This window comes from Bacillus sp. DJP31 (genome assembly GCF_049310945.1).
Lineage (GTDB): Bacteria > Bacillota > Bacilli > Bacillales > SA4 > Bacillus_BS.
The window spans coordinates 24,253-46,541 of record NZ_JBMERO010000005.1 but is presented as its reverse complement, the minus strand read 5'-3'; the positions used below and the strand labels follow the sequence as shown (position 1 = coordinate 46,541).

Sequence of the window (22,289 nt, the reverse complement as noted above, 5' to 3'; positions counted from 1 at the left end):
AGCTGCCAAGGGGACAGGTAACGTGTCCCAAAATTCCAACTAAAATTGTCTATTAATGCAGGATATTCACGAATTGTGTGGAATATTGTAAAAAAAAGTATGCCTCAATACTTTTGTTTAAGACTCATAAACGAATGCAGTGGAAATTTGACGATTGGATGTGATGTCGATATATAAAGAATTTCTAATTTTCCAGGCCCTCATAAAAATCCTATTGGGCTTACGGTCCCTAAGTCCCCCATGCGGTAAGGCGAATGCAGTAGCCTAATACACAACTACCGAGGGACGATGTACCTGTCCCTATGACCCACAAAAACCCCAAATAAAGCCTCGAGGTGATCCAAACATGCCAAGGGTAGCACGGCGAAAGAGTATCAGTGGAATATATCATGTAATTTTGAGGGGAATTAATAAACAAACGATCTTTGAAGATGATGAGGACAAGAGAAGGTTTCTAGAGACACTGAAAAAATATAAAGAATTATGTAATTATCAGCTTTATAGTTATTGTTTGATGGACAATCATATTCATTTGTTAATGAGAGAGTCGGATGAATCCATTTCGAATGTTATTAAGAGGATAAGTTCAAGTTATGTGTATTGGTATAACTTGAAATATGATCGTTGTGGCCACTTATTTCAAGAACGTTTTAAGAGTGAAAATGTAGAGACCAAAACTTATTTTATGAATGTTCTTAGATACATCCATCAAAATCCACTCAAGGCAGGCCTAACAAGAAATGTGTTCGAAAGTAAGTGGACTAGCCTAAACGAGTATTTCGGGAATATCAACATCGTGGATACCGACCTAGGACTTAAACAATTTTCTCCCGACAAAGAGACTGCAATTACGTTGTTTAATCACTTTATGACCGAACATAATGAAGATCAATGCTTAGAGTACAAAATAATAGCCAGGAAGTCTGATGATGAGGTAAGAGAGGAACTTGAAAAGTTGGGAATTCCCAGCACCTCTGTATTACAGGCACTTGAAAGAAAGAGTAGAGACGAAGCTTTAGGTCGTTTAAAAGAGTTAAGCGGAATCTCGGTAAGACAGTTATCAAGAATCACAGGGATTTCAAGAAGTGTTATTCAGCGTATTCGATAGGAGGATAGGGCAGATTCATTGTCCAAAATAAAAATAGATGGGACAAGGAAGCTGTCCCATCTATTTTTATTTTAAGAACCTATAAGTGCAAAAAAAGAGACAGTTTTAAAATCCCTACTATTGTCATAAGTATGAGCTTTTTAGGGTCATGGTGCCTGTCCCTCTGACCCGTATACTTTAATGGGTCAAGGAACCTGTCCCCTCGGCTTCCCCTCGGCTTTAAAATCTGATGAGTTGGAATCTATTAATATGTAGAAAAAAATAAATATAATTCAGTTTAATATACTCTAATTTTAGTAAATAATAGTAACTGAATCACTAGTATAGATAGGCTGTAAGAACTAGGATGTTACTGGGTTTTTGATGAAAAAAAGGGGATTATAGTATTTATTTTTGAGAGATAAGGTGTAAAAGGTCATGTCTCTATGTGTATCATTGAGTCTGAAATCTATTGACATAATCGTTAGAAAACTCTAAAATATGAGTGTTGTTACATTCTTGTGAATGTTACAAAAAATAAAGGGAGGTATTCTAGAATAGTAGTTTTAAAGATACAGAGTATATGATAGGGGGATTCGCAAATGAGTAAGAAGAAAAACAGAGGCAGAAAGATTGCCAGTTCGGTATTAGCATCTGCTTTAATATTCTCAAATCTAGGCTATACAGCCTCAGCAACTACTTCAGTACCTACTGATCTTGCTTCTAAGATTAGCCAAATCAAAGAGTTAAAGGCAAAGGAATTCACTAAGATTGATGTTAAAGATACCACTTTAAAAGCTACACTTAACCCTACGGATACAGTTCGTGTAATTGTAGAACTAGAAGGACAAACTCCAGTTGAGCATGCTACAGAGCAAGGTGTTCTATATAAGGAATTATCTAAAAATGTTAAGGAATCCTTGACTGCTAAGATTCAGAAGCAACAAAAAAGCATTAAGGACAAAATTAAATCAAAAAATGTTAAAATTAGCCAAAAACTAAGTTTTACTACTGCATTTAATGGTTTTAGTGGAGAAGTGAAGTTTGAAGACGTTGCGACAATCGAAGCGATTGATGGCGTTAAGAACGTATACTTAGCTAATGAATACAATCGCCCTGAAGAACGTCCTGATATGAAAACAAGTCATTCATTTATTCAGTCTAATGCTACATGGGCAGATGCTGGGTATGAAGGCGAAGGAATGGTAGTTGCAGTTATTGATACTGGTGTGGATCCATCTCATAAGGATTTTAATCTTGATGATATTTTAAAAGCTGATCTATCCAAAAATGATGTAGACACTTTGGTATCAGAACAAGACTTAAAGGGGAAATTCTTCACTGATAAAGTACCTTATGGCTATAACTATTATGACCAAAATCAGACGATCCTAGATTTAGGCCCAGATGCTTCTATGCACGGAATGCACGTTGCTGGTACGGTAGCAGCGAATGGTGATGAAGCAACTGGCGGAATCAAAGGTGTTGCTCCAGAAGCTCAGGTTCTAGGAATGAAGGTTTTCAGTAATGACCCTAACTATCCTTCAACATGGTCTGATGTTTACTTAGCAGCTATTGATGAGTCAATCAAGCTAGGTGCAGACGTATTAAACATGAGTTTAGGATCAACTGCATCTTTCTATGATGAAAGAAGTGCAGAAGATTTAGCTATTACAAGAGCTGTTGAAAATGGTGTTGTTGCTTCTGTATCAGCTGGTAACTCTGCTCACTTTGGTAATGGATGGAGCGATACTTTCTCTAAGAATCCAGACATTGGAGTAGTTGGAGCGCCAGGTCTTAACAAAGATACGATTCAAGTTGCTGCATCAGGAAATGTTGCTTATTTATATGAGCATACAGTAACTATAACTGGAAATGATTCTTTCGCATCTGTTGGTTATGGGATTGATGATTGGACTAAGCTACAGGCGCCAATTGAGCTAATATCTCTAGAAGGTAAAATGGGTAGACCTGCAGATTATAATGGAGTAGATGTAACTGGGAAAGTTGTTTTAGTTCCACGTGGAGCACTATCATTCTTCGATAAAACGCAGAATGCAGCTGCTGCAGGTGCTGTTGGAATTATTGTTTACAATTCAACCTCACCAGTATTCTATAAAAACCAAGGTGGATGGGATATTCCATTCATGAAAATCTCTAGACAAGAAGGTTTAGCATTAGAGGCATCGCTTGATGCAGGACCAGTAACATTAGATTTTACACAAACTGTTGCACAACAAGATCCTGAAATGGGTCGTATGACTGGTTTCACATCATGGGGAACTACTCCGAGCTTAGAGTTAAAGCCGGAAATTACTGCTCCAGGTGGTAAAATCTACTCTACATTACAAAATGATGCTTATGGCGTAATGAGCGGAACTTCAATGGCAGCTCCACACGTTTCTGGTGGTGCAGCATTAGTGCAACAGTACCTACAAGAAGATACGCGTTTTGGAGAGCTTTCGGTTTCAGATCGTACAGATCTTGCGAAAGTATTACTAATGAATACTTCAGAAGTTATTATTGATTTGAATGATCAGCCATTCTCACCACGCCGTCAAGGTGCTGGTATGATGCAGACATATTCAGCAGTAACTACTCCTGTATATGTAGTAAACAAAGAAACTAATGAGGCAAAAGTAGAGCTTAAAGACTTTACCGAAACAAAGTTTGACATGACTTTCACAGCTACAAACGTATCTAGTGAGGATGCAACATATACTGTAAATACAGATGTATTAACAGATATGTTCTACCAAGGTGCTGATGGTCTTGATTATAATCCACGTATTGCAGGAGATCTTGATAGTGCTTTAGTTGATGCACCAAAAACAATCACTGTTCCAGCTGGAGAATCTTTAGACTTCACTGTAAGTGTAGACTTCACAAACGCTAAAATTGTTGGAGAAGATGTAGATGGTAATCCAATAGTTTCTGACCTAAAAGAAGACATTTTTATAGAAGGATTTGTAAGACTTGATGCTGCGGCTGGTGAAGCTGATCTTACTATTCCATATCTTGGATTCTACGGTAACTGGGATCGTCCAGAAATTGTAGATGGATTTAAAGTATTAGGCGAAGATCGCTTTTATGAATTAAACTCAGGTTGGCAAGAAATGTTATTTGGTGATGGTAACTTTGTTGCTCCAGTAACAAATGAAGCAGGACAAACATTCTACCCAGTTTCACCGAACGGCGATGGAGCGTTCGATGATATTTATCCTTTACCGGCATTCCTTCGTAATGCGGATGAAGTACAGTTCAATGTTTTAGATGAAAATAACAAGTTCTTAAGAAGAGTTCTATTAGAGACGGATGTTCGTAAAAACTACTATGATGCTGGAGCATCTGATTACTACTCATTCAGTTCTGCTCGTGCATGGGACGGAAAAGTAAAATCACAAACTGTTGCAGATGGCTTGTACTACTACGAGATGAAATCTGTAGTTGATTATGATGGTGCAGCATGGCAGTCGAAGAAACTTCCTGTCTATATCGATACTACTGCTCCAAGTGTTACAGCAACTTTCGATCCTGAAACACAAGTTGTAAGCTGGGAAACAGTTGAAACGGGTACTGGCGTATCAGATTACTTCGTATTCGTAGATGGTGTAAATGTTGGCAGCACTACTGCTGATGTAAAGCAATTTACATTAACGAGTGTACCTGCACAGGCACTAGTTGAAGTATTTGCAATCGACAACGCTTCAAACGTTGGAAACGGTAAGGCAGTAATTGGTGATAATGAATTACCTCTAATCTTCCTAGGCCTCTCAACACCAGAACCATATGGTGCTTATAACGAGAAATCAGTTCCAGTAGAAGGTTATGTTACAGATGATTTCAAATTAGATACACTAACAGTTAACGGTACTACTGTTGAATTCACTCTTGATGCAACAACAGGCCAATATAACTTCGCTACTACTGCTGAATTTGATGCTGATGGCAAGTATGATGTAATTGTTACAGCAACAGATTTATCTGGTAAAGTATTCTCAATTTCACGTAAAGTATTTATTGATACTACGGCTCCAGGAATTGTTGTAGATGCTCCTGCAACAGTAGAAAAATCAGTTGAAGAAGTTACAGTAACACTTAACTTAACAGATAACTATAATTACTTATCATTATATGTTGATGATAATCATGAGTTCGTACAACCATTTTTAAGTCCTGTTGATATTATGACTCCTGCTGATACAAATTATGAAGTAACGCTTCCATTAAATTACGGAGATAACACATTGTCTTTACGTCTTTTAGACATTGCTGGAAATGAAGTGACGAAAGAAGTAACTGTATATCGTGATCAGCATACTTCACGTATTGCTGGGGAAACGTTATATGATACGTCAGCAATGATTAGCTCAGATGGTTGGGAGTCTTCAGATGTAGTCGTATTAGCTCGTGGCGACCACTATGTAGATGCTCTATCTGGAGTTCCACTTGCAGCAAAGCACAATGCTCCACTTTTATTAACGGAAAAAGCAAATTTAGATGCTTCTATTAGTGCAGAAATTGCAAGACTTGGAGCTAAGAAGGTTTATATTCTTGGTGGAGAGTTAGCTATCACTCCTGCGGTAGTAGCTCAGTTAAAAGCTATTAACAGCGGAATTGAAATTGTTCGCTTAGCTGGTGCAACAGAGTACGATACAGCTGTAGCAATTGCGAATGAAGTTGCTCCTACTGGATCAAAGAAAGCTGTAGTAGTGAGTGCGGAAATGTTCCATGATGCTCTTTCTGTAGCATCATATGCGGGTGCGGAAGGATTACCAATTCTATTAGTAAATAGTAATGAAGCTCCTAAAGCTACGAAAGATGCATTAGCTAAACTAGGTGTTGAAGAAACAATCGTAATTGGTGGAGAAATGATTATCCCGAACACAGTTGTGAAGGATTTCCCATCTGTGACACGTCTTGCAGGTGAAACAGAGTTCGATACTAATATCGAGGTTATCAAACACTTTGCAAAAGGTTCAACAAAGATGTACCTTTCAACTTCAAAGAACTTCCCAGATGCACTTTCTGGTGGAGCTCTTGCAGCTAAGAGCAATACAGGTATCCTACTTGTTGGAGACAGTCTTCATACTTCAACAGAAGAATATCTAAAAGCTAGCAATATTGAATTTGTAGAAGGTTTCGGCGGAGAACTTGCAGTTAATCCTGTGATTCTTGCTAAGATCGAAGCATTGTTGAAGTAATAAAAAATACAAGTTGAAACAGGGTCTAGTCCAGTTGGATTGGACCCTGTTTTTTGTTCTTTGTTCTAGCGTGGAAGCTAAGCAGTATAGTAAAAGGGCTAGTAAAAAGATTTTAGAAAAACTATAGCCCCATAAGTATTATATTAATGAAGAAATATCAATCCAAAGCTATCAAAATGAGCCCGTCAGTTATACATTTAATAAGCCATTTTCAATTCAATCTGGAAAAATAGTAGTAGATGGGCAAGAGGTAGATACTTGGGATCTTAATCTACTGGATGGTACAAAATAAATAAGATATAGCCAGAAAGAGCCGTGTATCCTAGTGGGTACATGGCTTTTGTCTGTATGCGCACATGTAATTCTTCGACACATTGTTACAAAATTGTAATAATAACCTGAAATTGTTACAAAAGTGTAACTCTATTAACCTATGAAACTTGTTATACTATAAATAGTTAAATTTTCTGACAATATAAAAGTTACATAGGAGAATGAAAAAAATGAAAAAAATACTTTTATCTATCGTTCTAACCTTAGTCATATTGGCTTCAAATGTACTTCCGGGCACACTTGAAGTATCTGCTTTTCAAAATGTAAACACGGATCAATTAGTTAATTTGGGAACGTCTCTAGTAGGAACTCCATACCGTTATGGCGGTACTACTAAAAAAGGCTTTGATTGCAGTGGCTTCATAGGCTATGTTTTCTCAACAAGTGCTGGAAAAAAGTTACCACGAACTGCGGCAAATATGTGGAAGGCTGGTACAACAGTGAATACTCCTGAAATAGGTGATCTAGTATTCTTCCAAACCTATAAAAAAGGACCCTCTCATGTGGGGATATTTATTGGTAACGACAGTTTCGTTCACGCTAGTTCTTCAAAGGGTGTAAGAGTAAGTAAATTAAGTGAAAAATATTATAAAGCTAGATATTTAGGAGCTAAAAAAATCTAATTATATCAAAATATATCAAAAGAACCCCGATATAAAATATAAACGGGGGTTCTTTTAATCTGCAATTATCTTGGCTAAATAATCAAAAATCTACTTATGTTAGTAAAACAAATTTATTTATTGGAATGATGACGATTTATAAATAGCTAATACAAAAGCAATTATAAAGGTGTTTGCCTCTATAGTTAATCAAACGTTTGTTTAAAGTACCTCTTGTTTTTGTTATCTTGAAATAATCTAGATCAAGGTATAAAAGAGACAAATTTACTTTTGTTTAAAAGTAAAAAAGTAAGCAGATCAAACATAGTCTGCTTACTTTCGCAATAAAAGTCTATCTAAAAAACAGAGGTGTAATCTACTATCTCCCTTGATCAAACTCGGCAAATTCCAAGATTTTCTCAAGCTGATCGAAGTCTCGATGAAGGTGCTCTATAACATGTTCATTGATTTGTTTCTGTCTTTCGTTGATGAATTCCTCTGCGACATTCTTGTGCTGAAGGGCTCCTTTGATATCTTTCTTTTCTAGTTTGTGAATTATCTGGTTGAGCTTAGCTGTAAGTGGTGTTTGAACAGTCTTTTTCATCGCGCCTTTTGCAACATACACATCACGTACTTTACGTTTAATATCAGACACAAGCATGGAAGCGGCGTTCATAGGATCGCGGTGAGGTACAACTGCTTCTTTTCGTTGTGGTCCAATTTTAAGAGAGTTAAAGTGAAAGTCTTTTAGATTATGATAGGCGAACTGTACTTGACCAGATGCCCCTTTTTGATAAACGCTATTTACTTGGTTAACTAGCAAATCGTCACTGAAGCCAATAAATGGAGCTAACCCAATATAAGATAATACAGGTGACTTCATATTGTTTAGAAAATCCTCTGTAGCTTTTGCAACATAATTTTTATCGACCGAATAGACCATAGGGGTAATGAAGTCCATATAGCCGGCTTCAACCCAATCAATCCAGTTTTGGAACTTTTGATCGATCGCGTCACTTACCTCTGGGAAAACAGCAGTTGATAAATCAATTTCAGGATTTAAACTCTTTGTCTCTTTATAAATACGCTCGACAAAGGTTGTTATTTGTTGTTCGCGCCAGACATTCCATTTTTCCCAAGCTTCTGGGTTGCCATCTGGGGTAATTTCTAATGGATCATATCCAGTTTCCTTTTTAAATTCGCTTCGACTATATTCGTCATAGCTGTAACCAACATCATACGGCATACTGACAGGATAACGAATATAATCTAGGTGCAATCCGGATAAGTCATAGTTTGAAGTTGTTTCGTTAAATAGTGTTGATAAGAAATCTCGAACCTCAGGTAATGCTGGATTTACATAATAATAACCGACTTCTTTTTTTGAAGGTAAATCACCTTGGCGGTCCACTGCAGCCCAATTGGGATGCTCTTTTAAGATGGGTCCTGGTGGATGTAACGACTCATGTCCGACGAAGAAAGTATGTACCCATGCATGTACTTCAATTCCTCGCTTTTTCCCTTCTTCGATAAACACTGCTAGAGGATCCCATCCTAGGAAATCAGGATTTTGCTCTGCAATTTTACCTGGATAAATAGTGTATCCGTGGAAAAATGTTTCTAAAAACAACATATTATAGTTTGACTCTGATAGACGATCTAATGTTGCGATGATCTCCTCACGATTCTTTTCAACTGGACGGTGCCATACGCCTCGAGCATCCACTACACGTGATTCAACTGTTAAAAATGAGGCATTCTTTGCAAGTTGAGTAGCCTTTTCAGAATGCTCGATCGTTTTTGTCCAATCAGCTACCTCAAAAGCTGCTTCAGCTTCGACAATGACATCTTTAGCTTCTTGAATTGTTAACTTTGCTTGCTCTAAAGGCACATCTAAAAACTTTTGCTCAGCATTTTCAATGGACGCTTCTGCTTCTTTTAAAACTAATTCAGATGCGCGAATATAACTGCTTGCATCAATAGTAGCTGTAACTTTCATCGTTTCTTTATTCATCGTAATTTTTGCGCCAACTTGAGTAAACTGAAGCAACCAATCCTTAGCTAAGCCATGGCCTGATAAAACAAAACCATCTTGAGGTATTGGAGAGTTACTACCGGACATTTCAACAACAATCCCATTTCGAACAATTACCTCGGCTCCATATTGGTTTGTCCCTGTTGTTGCAGATTCATAGGCGGGAGTGTAAGCAATTAGCTCATTCCCACCACGACCACCTGGGAATGCATGAGGAGCTTGTGGATCAATACTCTTTATTGAAAAAGTGGATGTCTTTGTTGGATCCGAGATGATATCATAAAGAATTTCTACAGTCTCACCCTCATGAAGATTGTTAATAATCCATGTTCTAGCTGTACCGTGGCCAGATAGGACGAAACCGTTGTCAGGGATTGGTGCGTCATAAAACGCATCGTTTCCAGCGATCGTTCCATCTCGGACTTCAGTAATTATATTGTTTTCAACAACGACTTCTACGCCCCATCGGTTGTTCTTCGTGCTTTCACCAAACTCAGGAGTGTAAGCAACTAATTGATTACCACCTCTTAGTTGGTTAAATCCATTAATTACATGAGTTTTTCCGTTTTTCGCCTTCACAACATCCTCTTTAAACGCTGCAGATGTATTCGTTTCTGTGCCTAGACTTGAAATAATCAAGCCGATGATCATGAATAAAGTCATGGTTATTCTGGTTAACCTAGTCGTTACTATTTTCACTTCCAATTCTCCTCTCACTCTATTAATAAATGATCCTCATAAGCTAGTTCTTTTGTTGTAGTCAGATATTGATATCTGAGTATAATCCACCTCCTCGTATGTCTAAACGGGAACTAGAGTGTCAGTCATCTAGTTTTTTATTGTTTTGAATAGAGGATAACTCTATAGATGGTAACGCTTTCAAAGTAATAGTCGTGTCCCCTCTAATCAAAACTCGTTTAATTGTCTAGTATGTTATCACAATATTCTATACAAATGAATATATTCTCCGAAAATGGTTAAAAAGGAGGAAAAAATATTCTCGTCTAGTTTATTCTAGATTCGAGCTGAGGGTGTTTATACGTGAGGGTTTAGATAGGTAATAAGAAAAGAACGAATAAGAGTATGTATATACAGAGTGTACCTTCATTTTTAAATAGTTAGCTTTTACAAATCATTAGATAAAGAATGGCATAATTCATTTTTTGTCATCATAAATTGGAGTTATCATCCACCATAAAAATAAATATTGGAGAATATATTCACAATGTTTAGATTCTATGGTAGACTTCTAGTTAAATAGGCAATAGCCTATGAATGGTGGTGTGATTTTTTTTGTTTGTAAAAAAAGAAAGCGTTATCAGTAGTGTTCATATTCAACAGGATTACACCATTTTCACCTGGGAGTTGTTTGATTCAAAAAACGTGGACGTACTGTTTGTACAAGACGGATTGGATTATATGGAGCTTGGGCAAATGGAAACAACCCTGAACCGAATTTCGAAACAAGTAACGTTTGAACGTGGACTTTTCGTAGTTCTAATCCCACCTGGCGATTCCATCCAGAGGTATCACTCTTATCATCCTAGCGGGGATCATCATCAGGAGTATATATCCTTTTTCTTGGAGGAGTTACTCCCATCTGTCAGGCTAGACTTACACCTAAAGGGTATGTGTATTCACAAAATCGGCTTACTTGGAGATTCACTCGGTGGCTCGGTTTCTTTATCACTAATTTGTAAAGAACCAGCGCAATTTACTCACGTATTAATGCAGTCCGCAGCACTGTCAGAAGAAAATTTTACTCAACTACAATCTGTTAAATGCCTAGAAGATGTTCGTATCTACCAAGCTGTTGGTCGTCACGAGGATGAGTTCATCTCACCTATATCCAACCAGCAGCTGTATATCCTAACTACTAATCGAAAAATGAGAATTCGTTTAGAAGATAAAGGAGCCATGGTTACATATTACGAAGAAGACGAACACCATCTATGGGATTTTTGGAGAAGAGATTTGTTGCGGACGCTTAATTATTTTTTACAAAATTAAAGGGGGAACGATTCATGTTAAAAAAGAATTGGTTATTTGCTTTAGTACTCATGCTTATGATGATGGTTGCTGCGGCTTGTGGTGCTGATAACACAGCAAGCGAACCTAAAGATGCTGAAAAAACAGAGGAAACAACAAAACCAGCAAATGAAGAAACGTCTGAGCCAGTAGAAATTGAATTCTGGACCATGCAGTTATCACCAACATTCGATGATTACATTAATGGAGTCATTGCTGATTTCGAAGCTGAAAATTCAAATATTACTGTGAAATGGGTAGACATTCCATGGGGTGACATGGAGAAAAAGATTCTAACTGCTGTAGCTTCTAAAACAGCTCCAGATGTAGCCAATCTAAATCCACAATTCGCTTCTCAGTTAGCTGAATTAGATGCGTTAGTGGATATGGAGGAAATGGTACCAGAAGACGTTAGAAGTGAATACTTTGAAGGTATTTGGAAATCAAACACATTTAATGGTAAAACGTTCGGTATCCCTTGGTACTTATCTTCACAAGTAACGATGTATAACACAGATATTTTCGAAGCAGCGGGACTTGATCCGAATAAGGCTCCGGCAACGTTTGAAGATTTAACAGCAGTGGCAGAAGCAGTAAAAGAAAAAACAGGCAAGTATGCATTCTTCCCACCACTTGATGGAAGTCATTTACTAGAAACAATGGTGATGATGGGTGTTGACCTAACAGATGAAGGAATGACGAAAGCAACATTTAATACAGCAGAAGGAAAAGCAGCATTTGAGTTCTTCGTGAACCTGTATCAAAATGACTTGATTCCACGTGAAGTATTAACAGAAGGACATTCAAAAGCGGTTGATCTGTACCAAGCTGGCGAGCTGGCGATCCTTGCTTCAGGTCCACAATTCCTAAACACAGTGAAGGAAAACGCACCAGATGTTCTGGCTGCGACAAAGACAGCACCAATCATTACAGGTAAAACAAACAAGAAAAACGTAGCAGCTATGAACCTAGTTGTTCCAACACAAAGTGAACATCAGGATGCAGCAGTGAAATTCTCAATCTTCCTTACAAATGCTGAAAATCAAGTTAAATTTGATAAAATTGTTCCAATCTTACCTTCAATTGAATCAGCACTTGATGATCCGTATTTTACAGAGCTTCCAGCTGAGCCAACACCAATTGACGAAGCTCGTCTAGTTTCTGCCGAGCAATTACGTGATAGCGAAGTGTTAATTCCACCAATGAAGAGCTTCAATGAATTAAAAACAGCAATGAACGAAGCACTTGCAGCAGCGATGCTAGGTGAAATGTCTACAGAAGACGCAATTGCACAAGCTGAAAAAAAATGGAATGAATTATTAGCCAAATAAGAAAAGTGAAAAAGGGAGAGATTTTCTCCCTTTTTCTTCTAAAAGAGCCTGTGAAGTCTTGAGCTTCCTGCACGTATGTTTTGTATACGTGAGGAGCGGAAAAGACGAGCTGACGAAGAAATTCGAAGCTATTTTTGCCGGACTTTTTGAACATCCTCTAAAAGAAGTTGTTGTAAAAAGTGTAGTGTTTAGCTTTAGCACCCAGATCCTCGAGGTCAAATAACCTCAAACCAAAAAGGCCAAAAAGGCAAAGAACGCCTTTATGTTTTAAGAACATTTGCTAGTCGGATCTAAATGGGGTTCTTCAGCTTTTCAAGTAGGAATTTGAACTGGTGGTGACGAAATGAAAGACAGCAAGAATTTTTTTGTAGATGTAAAAAGTGGATTGATTGTTTCCTGTCAGGCATTGGAGGATGAACCGCTTCACGGTGCTGAAGTGATGGGGAAAATGGCAATAGCCGCCAAAATGGGTGGAGCAGTAGGAATACGGGCTAACGGTTTAAAGGATATCTCGGCGATAAGAAGAGTAGTTGATTTACCAGTGATTGGTCTAATTAAACGTGATTATATGAATAGTACCGTTTATATTACACCAACAAAAAAGGAAGTAGACGAATTGCTTTTGTCAGGCGTTCAAATGATTGCTATTGATGCAACAAGACGTGATCGGCCTGGTGGAGAATCGTTAGAAGCCCTTGTTAGCTACATTCATTCTAAAGATAGACTTGTAATGGCTGATATTTCTACCTTTGAAGAAGGGGTATACGCTGAGGAAATTGAGTGTGACTGTGTATCAACAACGATGTCAGGATATACTCCATACTCTACTCAATCAGTTGAACCCGATTTTACACTTATTGACCAACTGGTGAAAAAACTATCCATACCTGTTTTCGCAGAAGGGAGAATTTCTACACCTGAGCAAGCTAATAAAGCACTACAGCTTGGTGCCCATACCGTTGTGGTAGGCTCGGCTATTACCCGCCCACAAGACATAACGAAAAAATTCGTGAATTTGATATCAAAGGATGGTCATGAGCATGACAAACACAACGCAACAAACGAGAAGCAAATTAGGCGGGCTTATTAGTAGTTATTATCCATCACTTACAAAATCAGAGCAAAAAGTAGCGGATATCGTACTAGAACAAATGGAGAAAGTCATCTATTACTCTGTTACCGATTTAGCGGATATTGCGAGTGTCGGGGAAACGACCGTTCTTCGTTTTTGCCGAAAGATTGGTTTAAAGGGTTATCAAGAATTTAAACTAGCTATCGCTAAGGATATATCGTCAGTAAAAGAGCAAAAAGAAGAGGACTCAGATAGCCTCATAGGCTCCATCGCTGCCTATACGAAGATGGCGATTGATGAGACCGTGAATATGATGGATGAAAATATGCTTCAAAAAGCAATCACTCTTATAGAGAATGCAAATAGTGTACATTTTTTTGGTGTAGGCACATCTGGATTAACCTCCCTAGATGCCAAAAATAGATTTATACGAATCGGAAAGCGGACAGATGCCATTATTGATCCGCATATACAAGCAATGACGGCTGCTACCTTTAACAACACAGATGTAGTCATAGGGTTGAGTGTTTCAGGGAGTACAAAAGATACAATTGACTCCTTACAGGTAGCAAAAGATAATGGTGCAAAGATTATCGCCATCACTTATTATGCTCGTTCCCCTATTACGAAGTTAGCAGATTGCGTCTTGCTAAGCGGTGGAAAGGAATCGCCACTAGAAGGTGGATCCCTAGCAGCTAAAATCTCTCAGTTATTTGTCATTGATTTATTATGCACAGGTATAGCGCTGAGTGATAAAGAGAAGTCAGTTTTGATGAAAGAACGTACAGCGCGTGCTGTGTTAAATAAGCTTGTTTAAAAAGTTGGTGAAAGCATGAATGTAATAGGTATTGACATTGGTGGAACAGGAATCAAAGGAATGGTTATCTCAAACGATAGAACAGTATTAGATATGGTTGAGGTAGAAACCGCTATCCATAAAGGAAGAGACGGAATAACCGCTTCCCTAATGTCTGTTATAGAACGTCTATTAAAGAAACCTAACATTGACTACATTGGAGTAGGTACTGCTGGTAGAGTCAATGCCATTTCAGGTGAAGTAGTCTATGCGACAGATAACCTTCCGGACTGGCAAGGAACCAATATAAAGGAAGTCATTGAATCAAAGTACCGACTTCCATGTGTAGTCGAAAATGATGCGAATGTAGCGTTAGTAGGAGAACTGTGGGTGGGAGAATCCTATCAAAACGCAGTTATGCTTACACTTGGGACAGGTGTTGGTGGAGCAAATGTGATGAACGGATCACTAGCTAGTGGAGCTCACCATCAAGGTGGAGAATGGGGACATGTCATTCTTGTACCGTTTGGAAGACCATGCAATTGTGGACAGTTAGGGTGTATAGAGCAATATTTATCAGGAAGTGCACTATTGAAAGAAGTAAATTCTGTTGTAAAAACACCGTTTCAACATGGAAGAGAGATATTTGAGAAATGTTCCAATCAAAAAGAAGAAGCCATTAATCTAGTAGTGAATCAATACTTGGACTACTTAGCATTAGCCTGCTATAACCTCTCTGTGTCAATAGATCCAGAAGTGGTAATCATCGGTGGTGGTGTGATTGATTCAAAGATCTATTGGTGGGATTTATTTTTAGAAAAACTAGCAAAGTACCAGTCTCCTATAAACGTCGTACCTGCAGTTTTAGGAAATAAGGCTGGTATGTATGGAGCGGCCAAACTGGCAATGGATGCTGCTAAGAAAAGAGGGATATTGTTATGAAAAGAAGTCCGTTAACTCCCTATTTATTTTTAATACCGGGCTGTATTGTCCTAGGTGCATTTATTTTTTACCCCATGCTAAATGCGATTTGGCTTAGCTTTACCGATTACAATATGGTGACAGAGCCGGCATTTGTCGGGGTGGATAATTATAAAGAAATATTCCAAGATGATATGTTTTGGAAGGTCCTCTTTCAAACCTTTCTCTATTTAATTGTTGTTGTTCCCTCGCTTGTCATACTTCCGATTTTTTTAGCGATTCTTGTGAACCAAAAGATTAAAGGAATCGGCTTTTTCCGATCAGCCTATTATGTTCCAGTTGTTACTTCTATGGTAGTAGTAGGAATTACGTGGAAATGGGTGTATGCCGATAAGGGAGTGCTCAACTACCTTCTTGACAGCATGGGAATCATTGGTGAACCTGTCCATTGGTTAACGTCACCAACGACTTCTATCTTCTCGGTTATGGCAGTCACGATCTGGAAGGGGCTTGGCTATTATATGGTGATTTACTTAGCTGGTCTACAAGGAATACCTTCTGATTTGTACGAAGCAGCTGATATTGACGGGGCAAGTAAGTTTAAACAAATGTTATATATTACCATACCTTTATTAATGCCATCTATCATGATTGTTACTATTATGTCTTCTATTTCAGCGATGAAAGTATTTGAAGAGATTTTCGTGATGACGGGTGGAGGACCTTTGAACAGCTCGAAAACCTTAGTTTTCTATATTTATGAAGAAGCATTTGGGAAATTGAGAATGGGGTATGCAAGTGCTGCAGGTGTGATCTTGTTTCTAATAACACTAGTTTTATCGATCATAAATATTAAGTTCATGAGTAAAAAAGAAACGGATATAAAGGGGTGACCAACATGAATTCGCCACTGCAAAGTACTGAAACGATCATTCGTACGAAAACCATTAAAAAACCAATGACCACGAAAAAGCTAGTTGGTCGAATCATCAGTTATACATTATTAATTGTAGTCACCATTCTAATGGTAGGTCCCTTTCTGTGGTTGTTATCGACTTCGTTGAAATCAGGAAGTGAAAATATCTTTGCCTATCCACCACAGTTCATTCCCGAAAAATTTACGTTACAAAACTATGTAGAAGTAATGAAGGCCTTTCCGTTCTGGACTTATTTAATGAATAGTTCCATTGTGGCGGTGTTAACAGTTGCGTTAAATCTCATTTTTTGCTCATTAGCTGCCTATCCACTTGCACGTATGCAGTTTAGAGGAAAGAACATTGTCTTTATTCTCATTATCAGTACGATGATGATTCCCTTTCAGCTTTTAATGATACCTATCTATCTATTATGCCTAGAATTAGGACTTCAAAATACGTATGCAGGTTTGGTTTTGCCTCATGCGACAACAGCATTTGGTATTTTCCTCATGCGACAAGCTTTCTTAACCATTCCATATGAATTGGATGAATCAGCTCGAATGGACGGGGCAAACTCATGGCAAATCTGGTGGAGAATTTTAATGCCACTTGTCAAGCCTTCGGTTGTTACACTGGCCATCTTCACGTTTGTAATGGCATGGGGAGATTTCCTGTGGCCACTGATTATCCTAAATGATCAAAGCATGTACACCTTACCGTTAGGGTTAACGACACTTGCTGGAAGCTTCTCGAATAACTGGCGCTATATTGCGGCAGGTTCAGTCATCTCTGTTCTTCCAATCATCATTTTCTTTGCGATTCTTCAGCGCCACTTTATTGAAGGGGCGATGAAAGGAGCGGTAAAAGGATGATGGAGAAACGCTATACTTGCTATATTGTCTTTCAAACTCATTGGGACCGCGAGTGGTATCTTCCCTTTGAGGTATTCCGTTACCGATTTACCCATGTGATGGACCGGATTATAAAGGGGCTTGATTCTAATGAGATTAAGAAGTTTGTCTTAGACGGACAAATGGCTGCGTTAGAAGATTACCTTGAGGTTTGTGAGCCCGAGCAATTTGAGAAGGTAAAAGGCTATATCAAAGATGAAAGAATGATCATTGGGCCGTGGTTTGTTCTAGCTGATGAATTCTTAGTATCTGGGGAATCTCTTATTCGAAACTTAGAGATTGGAATCTCACTCGCTAAAAAGTATGGAAGACCGCAGCAAGTAGGTTATCTACCTGATACATTCGGACATGTCGGGCAAATGCCGCAACTTCTCCAAGGATTTGGAATAGATAATGCGATTCTTTGGAGAGGAATTAATCCGGAACAATCCGAGTTTTGGTGGAAAGCACCAAACGGATCAGAGGTATTAACCGTCTTTCTTCCTGAAGGTTATTATCAACCTTTATTGAATGAGGAAGACTATATCACTAAAATGAGAGACTATGTGGAAAAGGTTAAACCTTTTGCTACCACTCGTAATCTTCTATTAACCAATGGCGGAGATCATTTAATGCCTGCCTTTTACAATATGAAAGAACGAATCCAAGAATTAAATGGCTCAATAGAAGAGGTTGAATTTATTGAAGCTAGTTATGAGGTTTACTTACAGTCAATTCGGGAAAAAACGAACAATCTCTCCGTCTATGAAGGTGAAATGAGAGGGAATGAGCAATGTTATGTGTTGCCGAATGTCCTTTCAACTCGGGTGTATGTGAAGCAACAGAATCAAAGGGTAGAGGATGAGCTTGTCGGCTATACCGAGCCATTGTTAACGCTTGCTTCCATAATGGGTGGCAAGGTACCACATCGCTTTATAGAGGATACATGGAAGCAACTATTGTTAAACCATCCCCACGATAGTATATGTGGCTGTAGTATAGACGAAGTTCATGATGAAATGGAAGTTCGTACAGAAAAGCTATCCCAACGTTTACATATGCTGCAGCAGGATGCACTTTCCATGTTAGGAATATCTGATCCTGCGGCAACAGGCAAGGCTTCAAGAAAGCCATTTGAGGATGACAGCCAATTTGTCGTTTTCAATCCGCATCCAACGCCATTTTCGGGCTGGATAAAGGGTACTATTTTCTTACATGAGGAAAAAGAATTTATCATACTAGATGAACATCAAAACCAATATGAACACATCATTATAAATAGCTATAAAGATAGGAAATTCGAATCCCCACTAGATGCATTTCCAGACTTCAAGCACGGAACGTCCTTTGATGTGGCGCTAAAGGTTGAGAACCTTGCTTCCCTTTCATTAACAGCATTCCAACTAGCAGAAGGAACGAAAGCTTCAATAGGTAGCTCAGTAGGTACAACAATTGAGAATACTGAAGTTCTTATTAAGGTTGAAAAAGATGGGACAATTTCTGCATACCATAAATCTTTGAACCGGGAATATAATGGGTTTCTTCATTTATACAGCTCATTAGATGCAGGGGATGAATATAACTACTCACCACCAATGATTGATGTGGTTTCAAATGGTGTGATAGTAGGCGAACCTACAATCTCTATCCAAAAGCATTACCAAAGAATTAACTATATGGTGGAGCTTCAGCTTCCGGCGGGTCTTAACGATGATAGAAGTGGAGCATCTAATGAGAGGGTAACAAACATAGCTCATGTCACACTTGAAGTATTCGAAGGTGACTCCAAGATTTATGCAAACGTTATGCTAGTAAACCAGGCAAAGGACCAACGTCTTCGCTTGAAGTTTCCACTTGGGAAAAAAATCAGCCATTCGTTTAGTGATTCTGCGTTTGATGTTGTGAAACGAGAAACAAACAGAACGGAACAGTTTGACGCTCCAAAGCAAAAAGAAGTACCGGTCGTAGTAGATCCAAGTTATTCTTTCATCGCAGCCGAAGATTTTGCTTTCTATCATAGAGGTTTGCAGGAATATCAGGTGTGCTCTGATTCAATAGAAGTGACCCTATTAAGAAGTGTTGGGTGGTTATCACGAGATGATCTTAGGACACGTGGTGGCGGAGCGGGACCGAACATGGAAACACCAAAGGCACAATGTATAGGAACATATGAGTACGAGTTTGCTTTTGAAGTGGGAAGTCAGCGAGAGAATCATGAAATAGCTAAGAGTGCTCACCAGTACCGAGTACCACCACGTTTTTATTCTGGAAAAATTGTAGATATGTCTATGCAAAAGATCATAGAACTGGACTCTACTGTTATTCAATGGAGTAGTATTCGAGTCAAAAATGACAAACTAGTTCTTCGTTTATGGAATCCTTCAGAACACATGGAGTCTTTTGCATTTTCTAGCAGTAGAAAAATAGTGAACATAGAAAAAGTTAATTTCAAGGGTCATGTACTACAGACAATTGAGCCTACTGTAGCCCGTCTTTCAGCAAAAGAAATTGGTACATATGAAATCACCTTTAAAGGAGAGCGGTAGCTATGAAGAGAAAAATTGCTCTTTTACCAGTTGATGCTAGACCTGTCACCCGAGAGTTGCCATGTCAGCTTGCTAGAATTGGTGGTTGGGAGGTACTAGTTCCTGAGGTAAAGTCACTTGGTTTTCTAAAGCAGCCCGCTGATTTAGAAGCTTTGAAAAAGTGGCTGCTAGATGTAGCACCAGTTGTAGATGGATTTGTACTATCTGCAGATATGCTAGGATATGGTGGACTTGTTCCCTCAAGGATCAGCGAGGATAAGTTTGAAGATATCACACAAAGATTGGCCATCATTCAACATATAAAAGCAAGTTATCCAGATAAAAAAATCATGCTGTTTAGTGCGACCATGCGAATTTCCAATAACAATGTAAACGAAGAGGAAAAAGAGTATTGGAAGGATCATGGTTCACATATATGGGCGTATTCCTTTTACCAGCATCAATATGAGAAGACGAAGAGTGGAGAGGCTCTTGATAATCGTGATCAAGCTAGAGCGAAAATTCCTGATAGCATACTAGAAGATTATCTAACTACAAGAAAACGTAACTTATCTATGAGTCTATCTTTTTTTGATCTCTTGGAACAAGGTATTCTCGACACCTTAGTATTTCCACAGGATGATACAGCCGAATATGGCTTTAATATTCAAGAACAAGAATGGTTAGCAAAAGTTGTTCATGAGCGTTCATTACATGAGCTGGTTTATATATATCCAGGAGCAGATGAGGTTGGCGCTTCGTTAGTAACCAAAATGATTCTTCAGCTTGAGGGAGTAAAGCCACCAGTATTCTTTCCGTTTTACAGTGGGGAGAGAGGGGCGTTATCCTCTGCCATGTATGAAGATCGACCGATATGTGAGTCAGTTAAAGGACAAATTCATGTGATTGGCAGCTATACGATTGATAACTCATTAGAAGCAGATATCGTGCTAGCGGTTAACGTTCCCGGAAAACGACAGGGTGATTTAGCTCTTCAAAAATTTTTAGAAGAGGTCGACACTCCTGACCGTAATATTGGAGAGTGGGTGCGACGTTTAATACACTATGTGGCCAAAGGAAAGAGCGTCGCAGTTGCCGATCTTGCTTATGCCAATGGTGCGGATGAACGGATGCTTCCTCCATTGTTACAGTCTGGGATATTTCAACGTCTCTCGGGATTTGGAGCTTGGAATACAGCCGGAAATACACTAGGAACCGTCGTTGCCCAAGCCGCAATGGTCTATCTTCAACAAGAGAAGATGAACATCCTAGAAGCAAAATCACAGCAAGCCCTTTTTGAACAAATCTGTGTTCGTTTGCTAGATGATTATTTATACCAAGGTCATGTTCGTCAAATCGTGAGAAGAGAAATCTCGGGAGACGTAGATAAGGAAGAATTAGTAGAAACCGTTCGCCATCATTTTACAGAACAATATAAACACTATAGCCATATTCTAGACTACCATCCTAAATGGAAGCTATCTCTTGATGAAGTCTACCTACCGTGGGACCGTACCTTTGAAATAGGAGTAAAGGTCTCTTCTAAAGAGAGAGTGCATGCTGATGTCTAGCAATCAGTATTCCGTTGGAGTAGATCTTGGTGGAACGAATGTTAGGGTTGCCCTTCTCAATGAACTAGGCGATATCATAACCATTCTAAAAGAACCAACAGAAGCAAGCCTTGGACCTGAGCATGTGATTAGCAAAATCAAAGGTATGATTGAGAAGGTAGCGGGAACACACCACATTGTTGGCATTGGCATTGGCTCACCAGGCCCGCTGAATCCTTTTATTGGGGTGGTGATGGATCCTCCTAACTTACCTGGCTGGAGTAATGTTCCAATTAGGTCAATCCTTCAAGACGTCTTTTCCGTCCCGGTATTTGTTGATAATGATGCAAATGTTGCGGGACTTGCCGAAGCGATAAAAGGGGCTGGGAAGGGATATTCGTCTGTCGTTTATATTACCTGGAGCACAGGAATTGGTGCTGGGATTGTCTTGAATGGAAGAATACTTCAGGGTGCAACTGGAAATGCGGGAGAAATCGGCAATATGATCATTGTCCCATATGGTAAAAAGCAATCGAATCTGAACGGAGGAGCTCTAGAGGCTGTTGCTTCAGGAACAGCCATTGGACTACTCGGAAAAGAACTTCTTGGACCTGCAGTGTCTCGAGCAGAGGATGTGTTTCAATTGGCAAGTGAAGGTAATGAGTCGGCAAAGCAAATGGTTAACCAGGCTGTAAATTACATGGCGATTGGGATATCGAACCTCGCCCACACCTTGAACCCCTCTGTTTTTGTACTAGGTGGGGGAGTCATGAATGCCAGTCCATTACTACTAGATGAATTAACGATTCTAGTTAAGGGGTATTTATACGAAAGCATGCAAGATTCATTACTCATTAAGAAGGCGGAACTTGGAGACCAAGCTGGCATAGTTGGAGCTGGTTTCCTTCCTTTTGGGGACAAGGGGACAGGTCCCTTGTCCCTCTCTAATCCCTACTGAAAAAAGAGGGACAGATAACCTGTCCCTCTGTCCCACTAAG

14 protein-coding genes are annotated in these 22,289 nt (G+C 38.9%); 13 read left to right on the top strand and 1 reads right to left on the bottom strand.

Features of this window, described 5'->3' with window-relative positions; translation table 11 throughout:
* Positions 1–346: 346 nt before the first annotated feature.
* The 3 genes from ACOI1C_RS06775 to ACOI1C_RS06765 all read left to right on the top strand — a co-directional run bounded on the left by ACOI1C_RS06775 (position 347) and on the right by ACOI1C_RS06765 (position 7,247).
* Entirely contained in the window at positions 347–1,108 is a 762-nt protein-coding gene (locus ACOI1C_RS06775; RefSeq protein WP_422509287.1) for a transposase, read from the top strand.
* Positions 1,109–1,689: 581 nt separating this feature from the next.
* Positions 1,690–6,291, top strand: coding sequence for a cell wall-binding repeat-containing protein (locus tag ACOI1C_RS06770; protein ID WP_422509285.1), 4,602 nt, complete (start codon positions 1,690–1,692; stop codon positions 6,289–6,291).
* 503 nt (positions 6,292–6,794) lie between these two features.
* Complete coding sequence (locus ACOI1C_RS06765) at positions 6,795–7,247, top strand: C40 family peptidase (RefSeq protein WP_422509283.1); 453 nt, start codon at positions 6,795–6,797, stop codon at positions 7,245–7,247.
* A 358-nt stretch (positions 7,248–7,605) separates the two neighbouring features.
* Here ACOI1C_RS06765 and ACOI1C_RS06760 read toward each other — a convergent pair whose 3' ends face one another.
* On the bottom strand, positions 7,606–9,960 hold the full coding sequence (locus ACOI1C_RS06760; protein ID WP_422509281.1) for a glycoside hydrolase family 10 protein: 2,355 nt from the start codon (positions 9,958–9,960) through the stop codon (positions 7,606–7,608).
* A 594-nt stretch (positions 9,961–10,554) separates the two neighbouring features.
* On the opposite strand from ACOI1C_RS06760, the gene ACOI1C_RS06755 reads away from it, so the two are divergent.
* The 10 genes from ACOI1C_RS06755 (at position 10,555) to ACOI1C_RS06710 (ending at position 22,249) form a co-directional block, all read left to right on the top strand.
* Positions 10,555–11,271 (top strand): alpha/beta hydrolase, encoded by a 717-nt coding sequence (locus ACOI1C_RS06755; RefSeq protein WP_422509279.1) that lies wholly within the window; start codon positions 10,555–10,557, stop codon positions 11,269–11,271.
* Between the two features lie 14 nt (positions 11,272–11,285).
* On the top strand, positions 11,286–12,620 hold the full coding sequence (locus ACOI1C_RS06750; protein ID WP_422509277.1) for an ABC transporter substrate-binding protein: 1,335 nt from the start codon (positions 11,286–11,288) through the stop codon (positions 12,618–12,620).
* A gap of 343 nt (positions 12,621–12,963) precedes the next feature.
* The gene (locus ACOI1C_RS06745) at positions 12,964–13,710 is read left to right on the top strand and encodes an N-acetylmannosamine-6-phosphate 2-epimerase (protein ID WP_422509275.1); all 747 of its coding nucleotides are present in this window, start codon (positions 12,964–12,966) and stop codon (positions 13,708–13,710) included.
* Complete coding sequence (locus ACOI1C_RS06740; protein WP_422509274.1) at positions 13,661–14,509, top strand: MurR/RpiR family transcriptional regulator; 849 nt, start codon at positions 13,661–13,663, stop codon at positions 14,507–14,509. Before ACOI1C_RS06745 ends, ACOI1C_RS06740 begins: the two co-directional genes overlap by 50 nt.
* Before the next feature lie 15 nt (positions 14,510–14,524).
* A complete protein-coding gene (locus tag ACOI1C_RS06735; protein ID WP_422509273.1) occupies positions 14,525–15,430 on the top strand; it encodes an ROK family protein in 906 nt (301 codons plus the stop codon).
* Positions 15,427–16,302, top strand: coding sequence for a carbohydrate ABC transporter permease (locus tag ACOI1C_RS06730; protein WP_422509271.1), 876 nt, complete (start codon positions 15,427–15,429; stop codon positions 16,300–16,302). The genes ACOI1C_RS06735 and ACOI1C_RS06730 overlap by 4 nt, the downstream gene beginning before the upstream one ends.
* A gap of 5 nt (positions 16,303–16,307) precedes the next feature.
* Entirely contained in the window at positions 16,308–17,198 is an 891-nt protein-coding gene (locus tag ACOI1C_RS06725) for a carbohydrate ABC transporter permease (protein ID WP_422509268.1), read from the top strand.
* Entirely contained in the window at positions 17,195–19,762 is a 2,568-nt protein-coding gene (locus ACOI1C_RS06720) for an alpha-mannosidase (RefSeq protein ID WP_422509266.1), read from the top strand. The genes ACOI1C_RS06725 and ACOI1C_RS06720 overlap by 4 nt, the downstream gene beginning before the upstream one ends.
* Positions 19,763–19,764: 2 nt before the next feature.
* Positions 19,765–21,312: a DUF4127 family protein gene (locus ACOI1C_RS06715; protein WP_422509264.1), complete on the top strand. Its 1,548-nt coding sequence runs from the start codon at positions 19,765–19,767 to the stop codon at positions 21,310–21,312.
* On the top strand, positions 21,305–22,249 hold the full coding sequence (locus ACOI1C_RS06710) for an ROK family protein (RefSeq protein ID WP_422509262.1): 945 nt from the start codon (positions 21,305–21,307) through the stop codon (positions 22,247–22,249). The genes ACOI1C_RS06715 and ACOI1C_RS06710 overlap by 8 nt, the downstream gene beginning before the upstream one ends.
* The last annotated feature ends 40 nt before the right edge of the window (positions 22,250–22,289 follow it).

What these genes read in the sequence shown, in the direction of transcription:
- ACOI1C_RS06775 (WP_422509287.1), top strand. Translation starts at nt 347, where the DNA reads ATGCCAAGGGTAGCACGGCGAAAGAGTATCAGTGGAATATATCATGTA.
- ACOI1C_RS06770 (WP_422509285.1), top strand. Translation starts at nt 1,690, where the DNA reads ATGAGTAAGAAGAAAAACAGAGGCAGAAAGATTGCCAGTTCGGTATTA.
- ACOI1C_RS06765 (WP_422509283.1), top strand. Translation starts at nt 6,795, where the DNA reads ATGAAAAAAATACTTTTATCTATCGTTCTAACCTTAGTCATATTGGCT.
- ACOI1C_RS06750 (WP_422509277.1), top strand. Translation starts at nt 11,286, where the DNA reads ATGTTAAAAAAGAATTGGTTATTTGCTTTAGTACTCATGCTTATGATG.
- ACOI1C_RS06745 (WP_422509275.1), top strand. Translation starts at nt 12,964, where the DNA reads ATGAAAGACAGCAAGAATTTTTTTGTAGATGTAAAAAGTGGATTGATT.
- ACOI1C_RS06740 (WP_422509274.1), top strand. Translation starts at nt 13,661, where the DNA reads ATGACAAACACAACGCAACAAACGAGAAGCAAATTAGGCGGGCTTATT.
- ACOI1C_RS06735 (WP_422509273.1), top strand. Translation starts at nt 14,525, where the DNA reads ATGAATGTAATAGGTATTGACATTGGTGGAACAGGAATCAAAGGAATG.
- ACOI1C_RS06730 (WP_422509271.1), top strand. Translation starts at nt 15,427, where the DNA reads ATGAAAAGAAGTCCGTTAACTCCCTATTTATTTTTAATACCGGGCTGT.
- ACOI1C_RS06725 (WP_422509268.1), top strand. Translation starts at nt 16,308, where the DNA reads ATGAATTCGCCACTGCAAAGTACTGAAACGATCATTCGTACGAAAACC.
- ACOI1C_RS06720 (WP_422509266.1), top strand. Translation starts at nt 17,195, where the DNA reads ATGATGGAGAAACGCTATACTTGCTATATTGTCTTTCAAACTCATTGG.
- ACOI1C_RS06715 (WP_422509264.1), top strand. Translation starts at nt 19,765, where the DNA reads ATGAAGAGAAAAATTGCTCTTTTACCAGTTGATGCTAGACCTGTCACC.
- ACOI1C_RS06710 (WP_422509262.1), top strand. Translation starts at nt 21,305, where the DNA reads ATGTCTAGCAATCAGTATTCCGTTGGAGTAGATCTTGGTGGAACGAAT.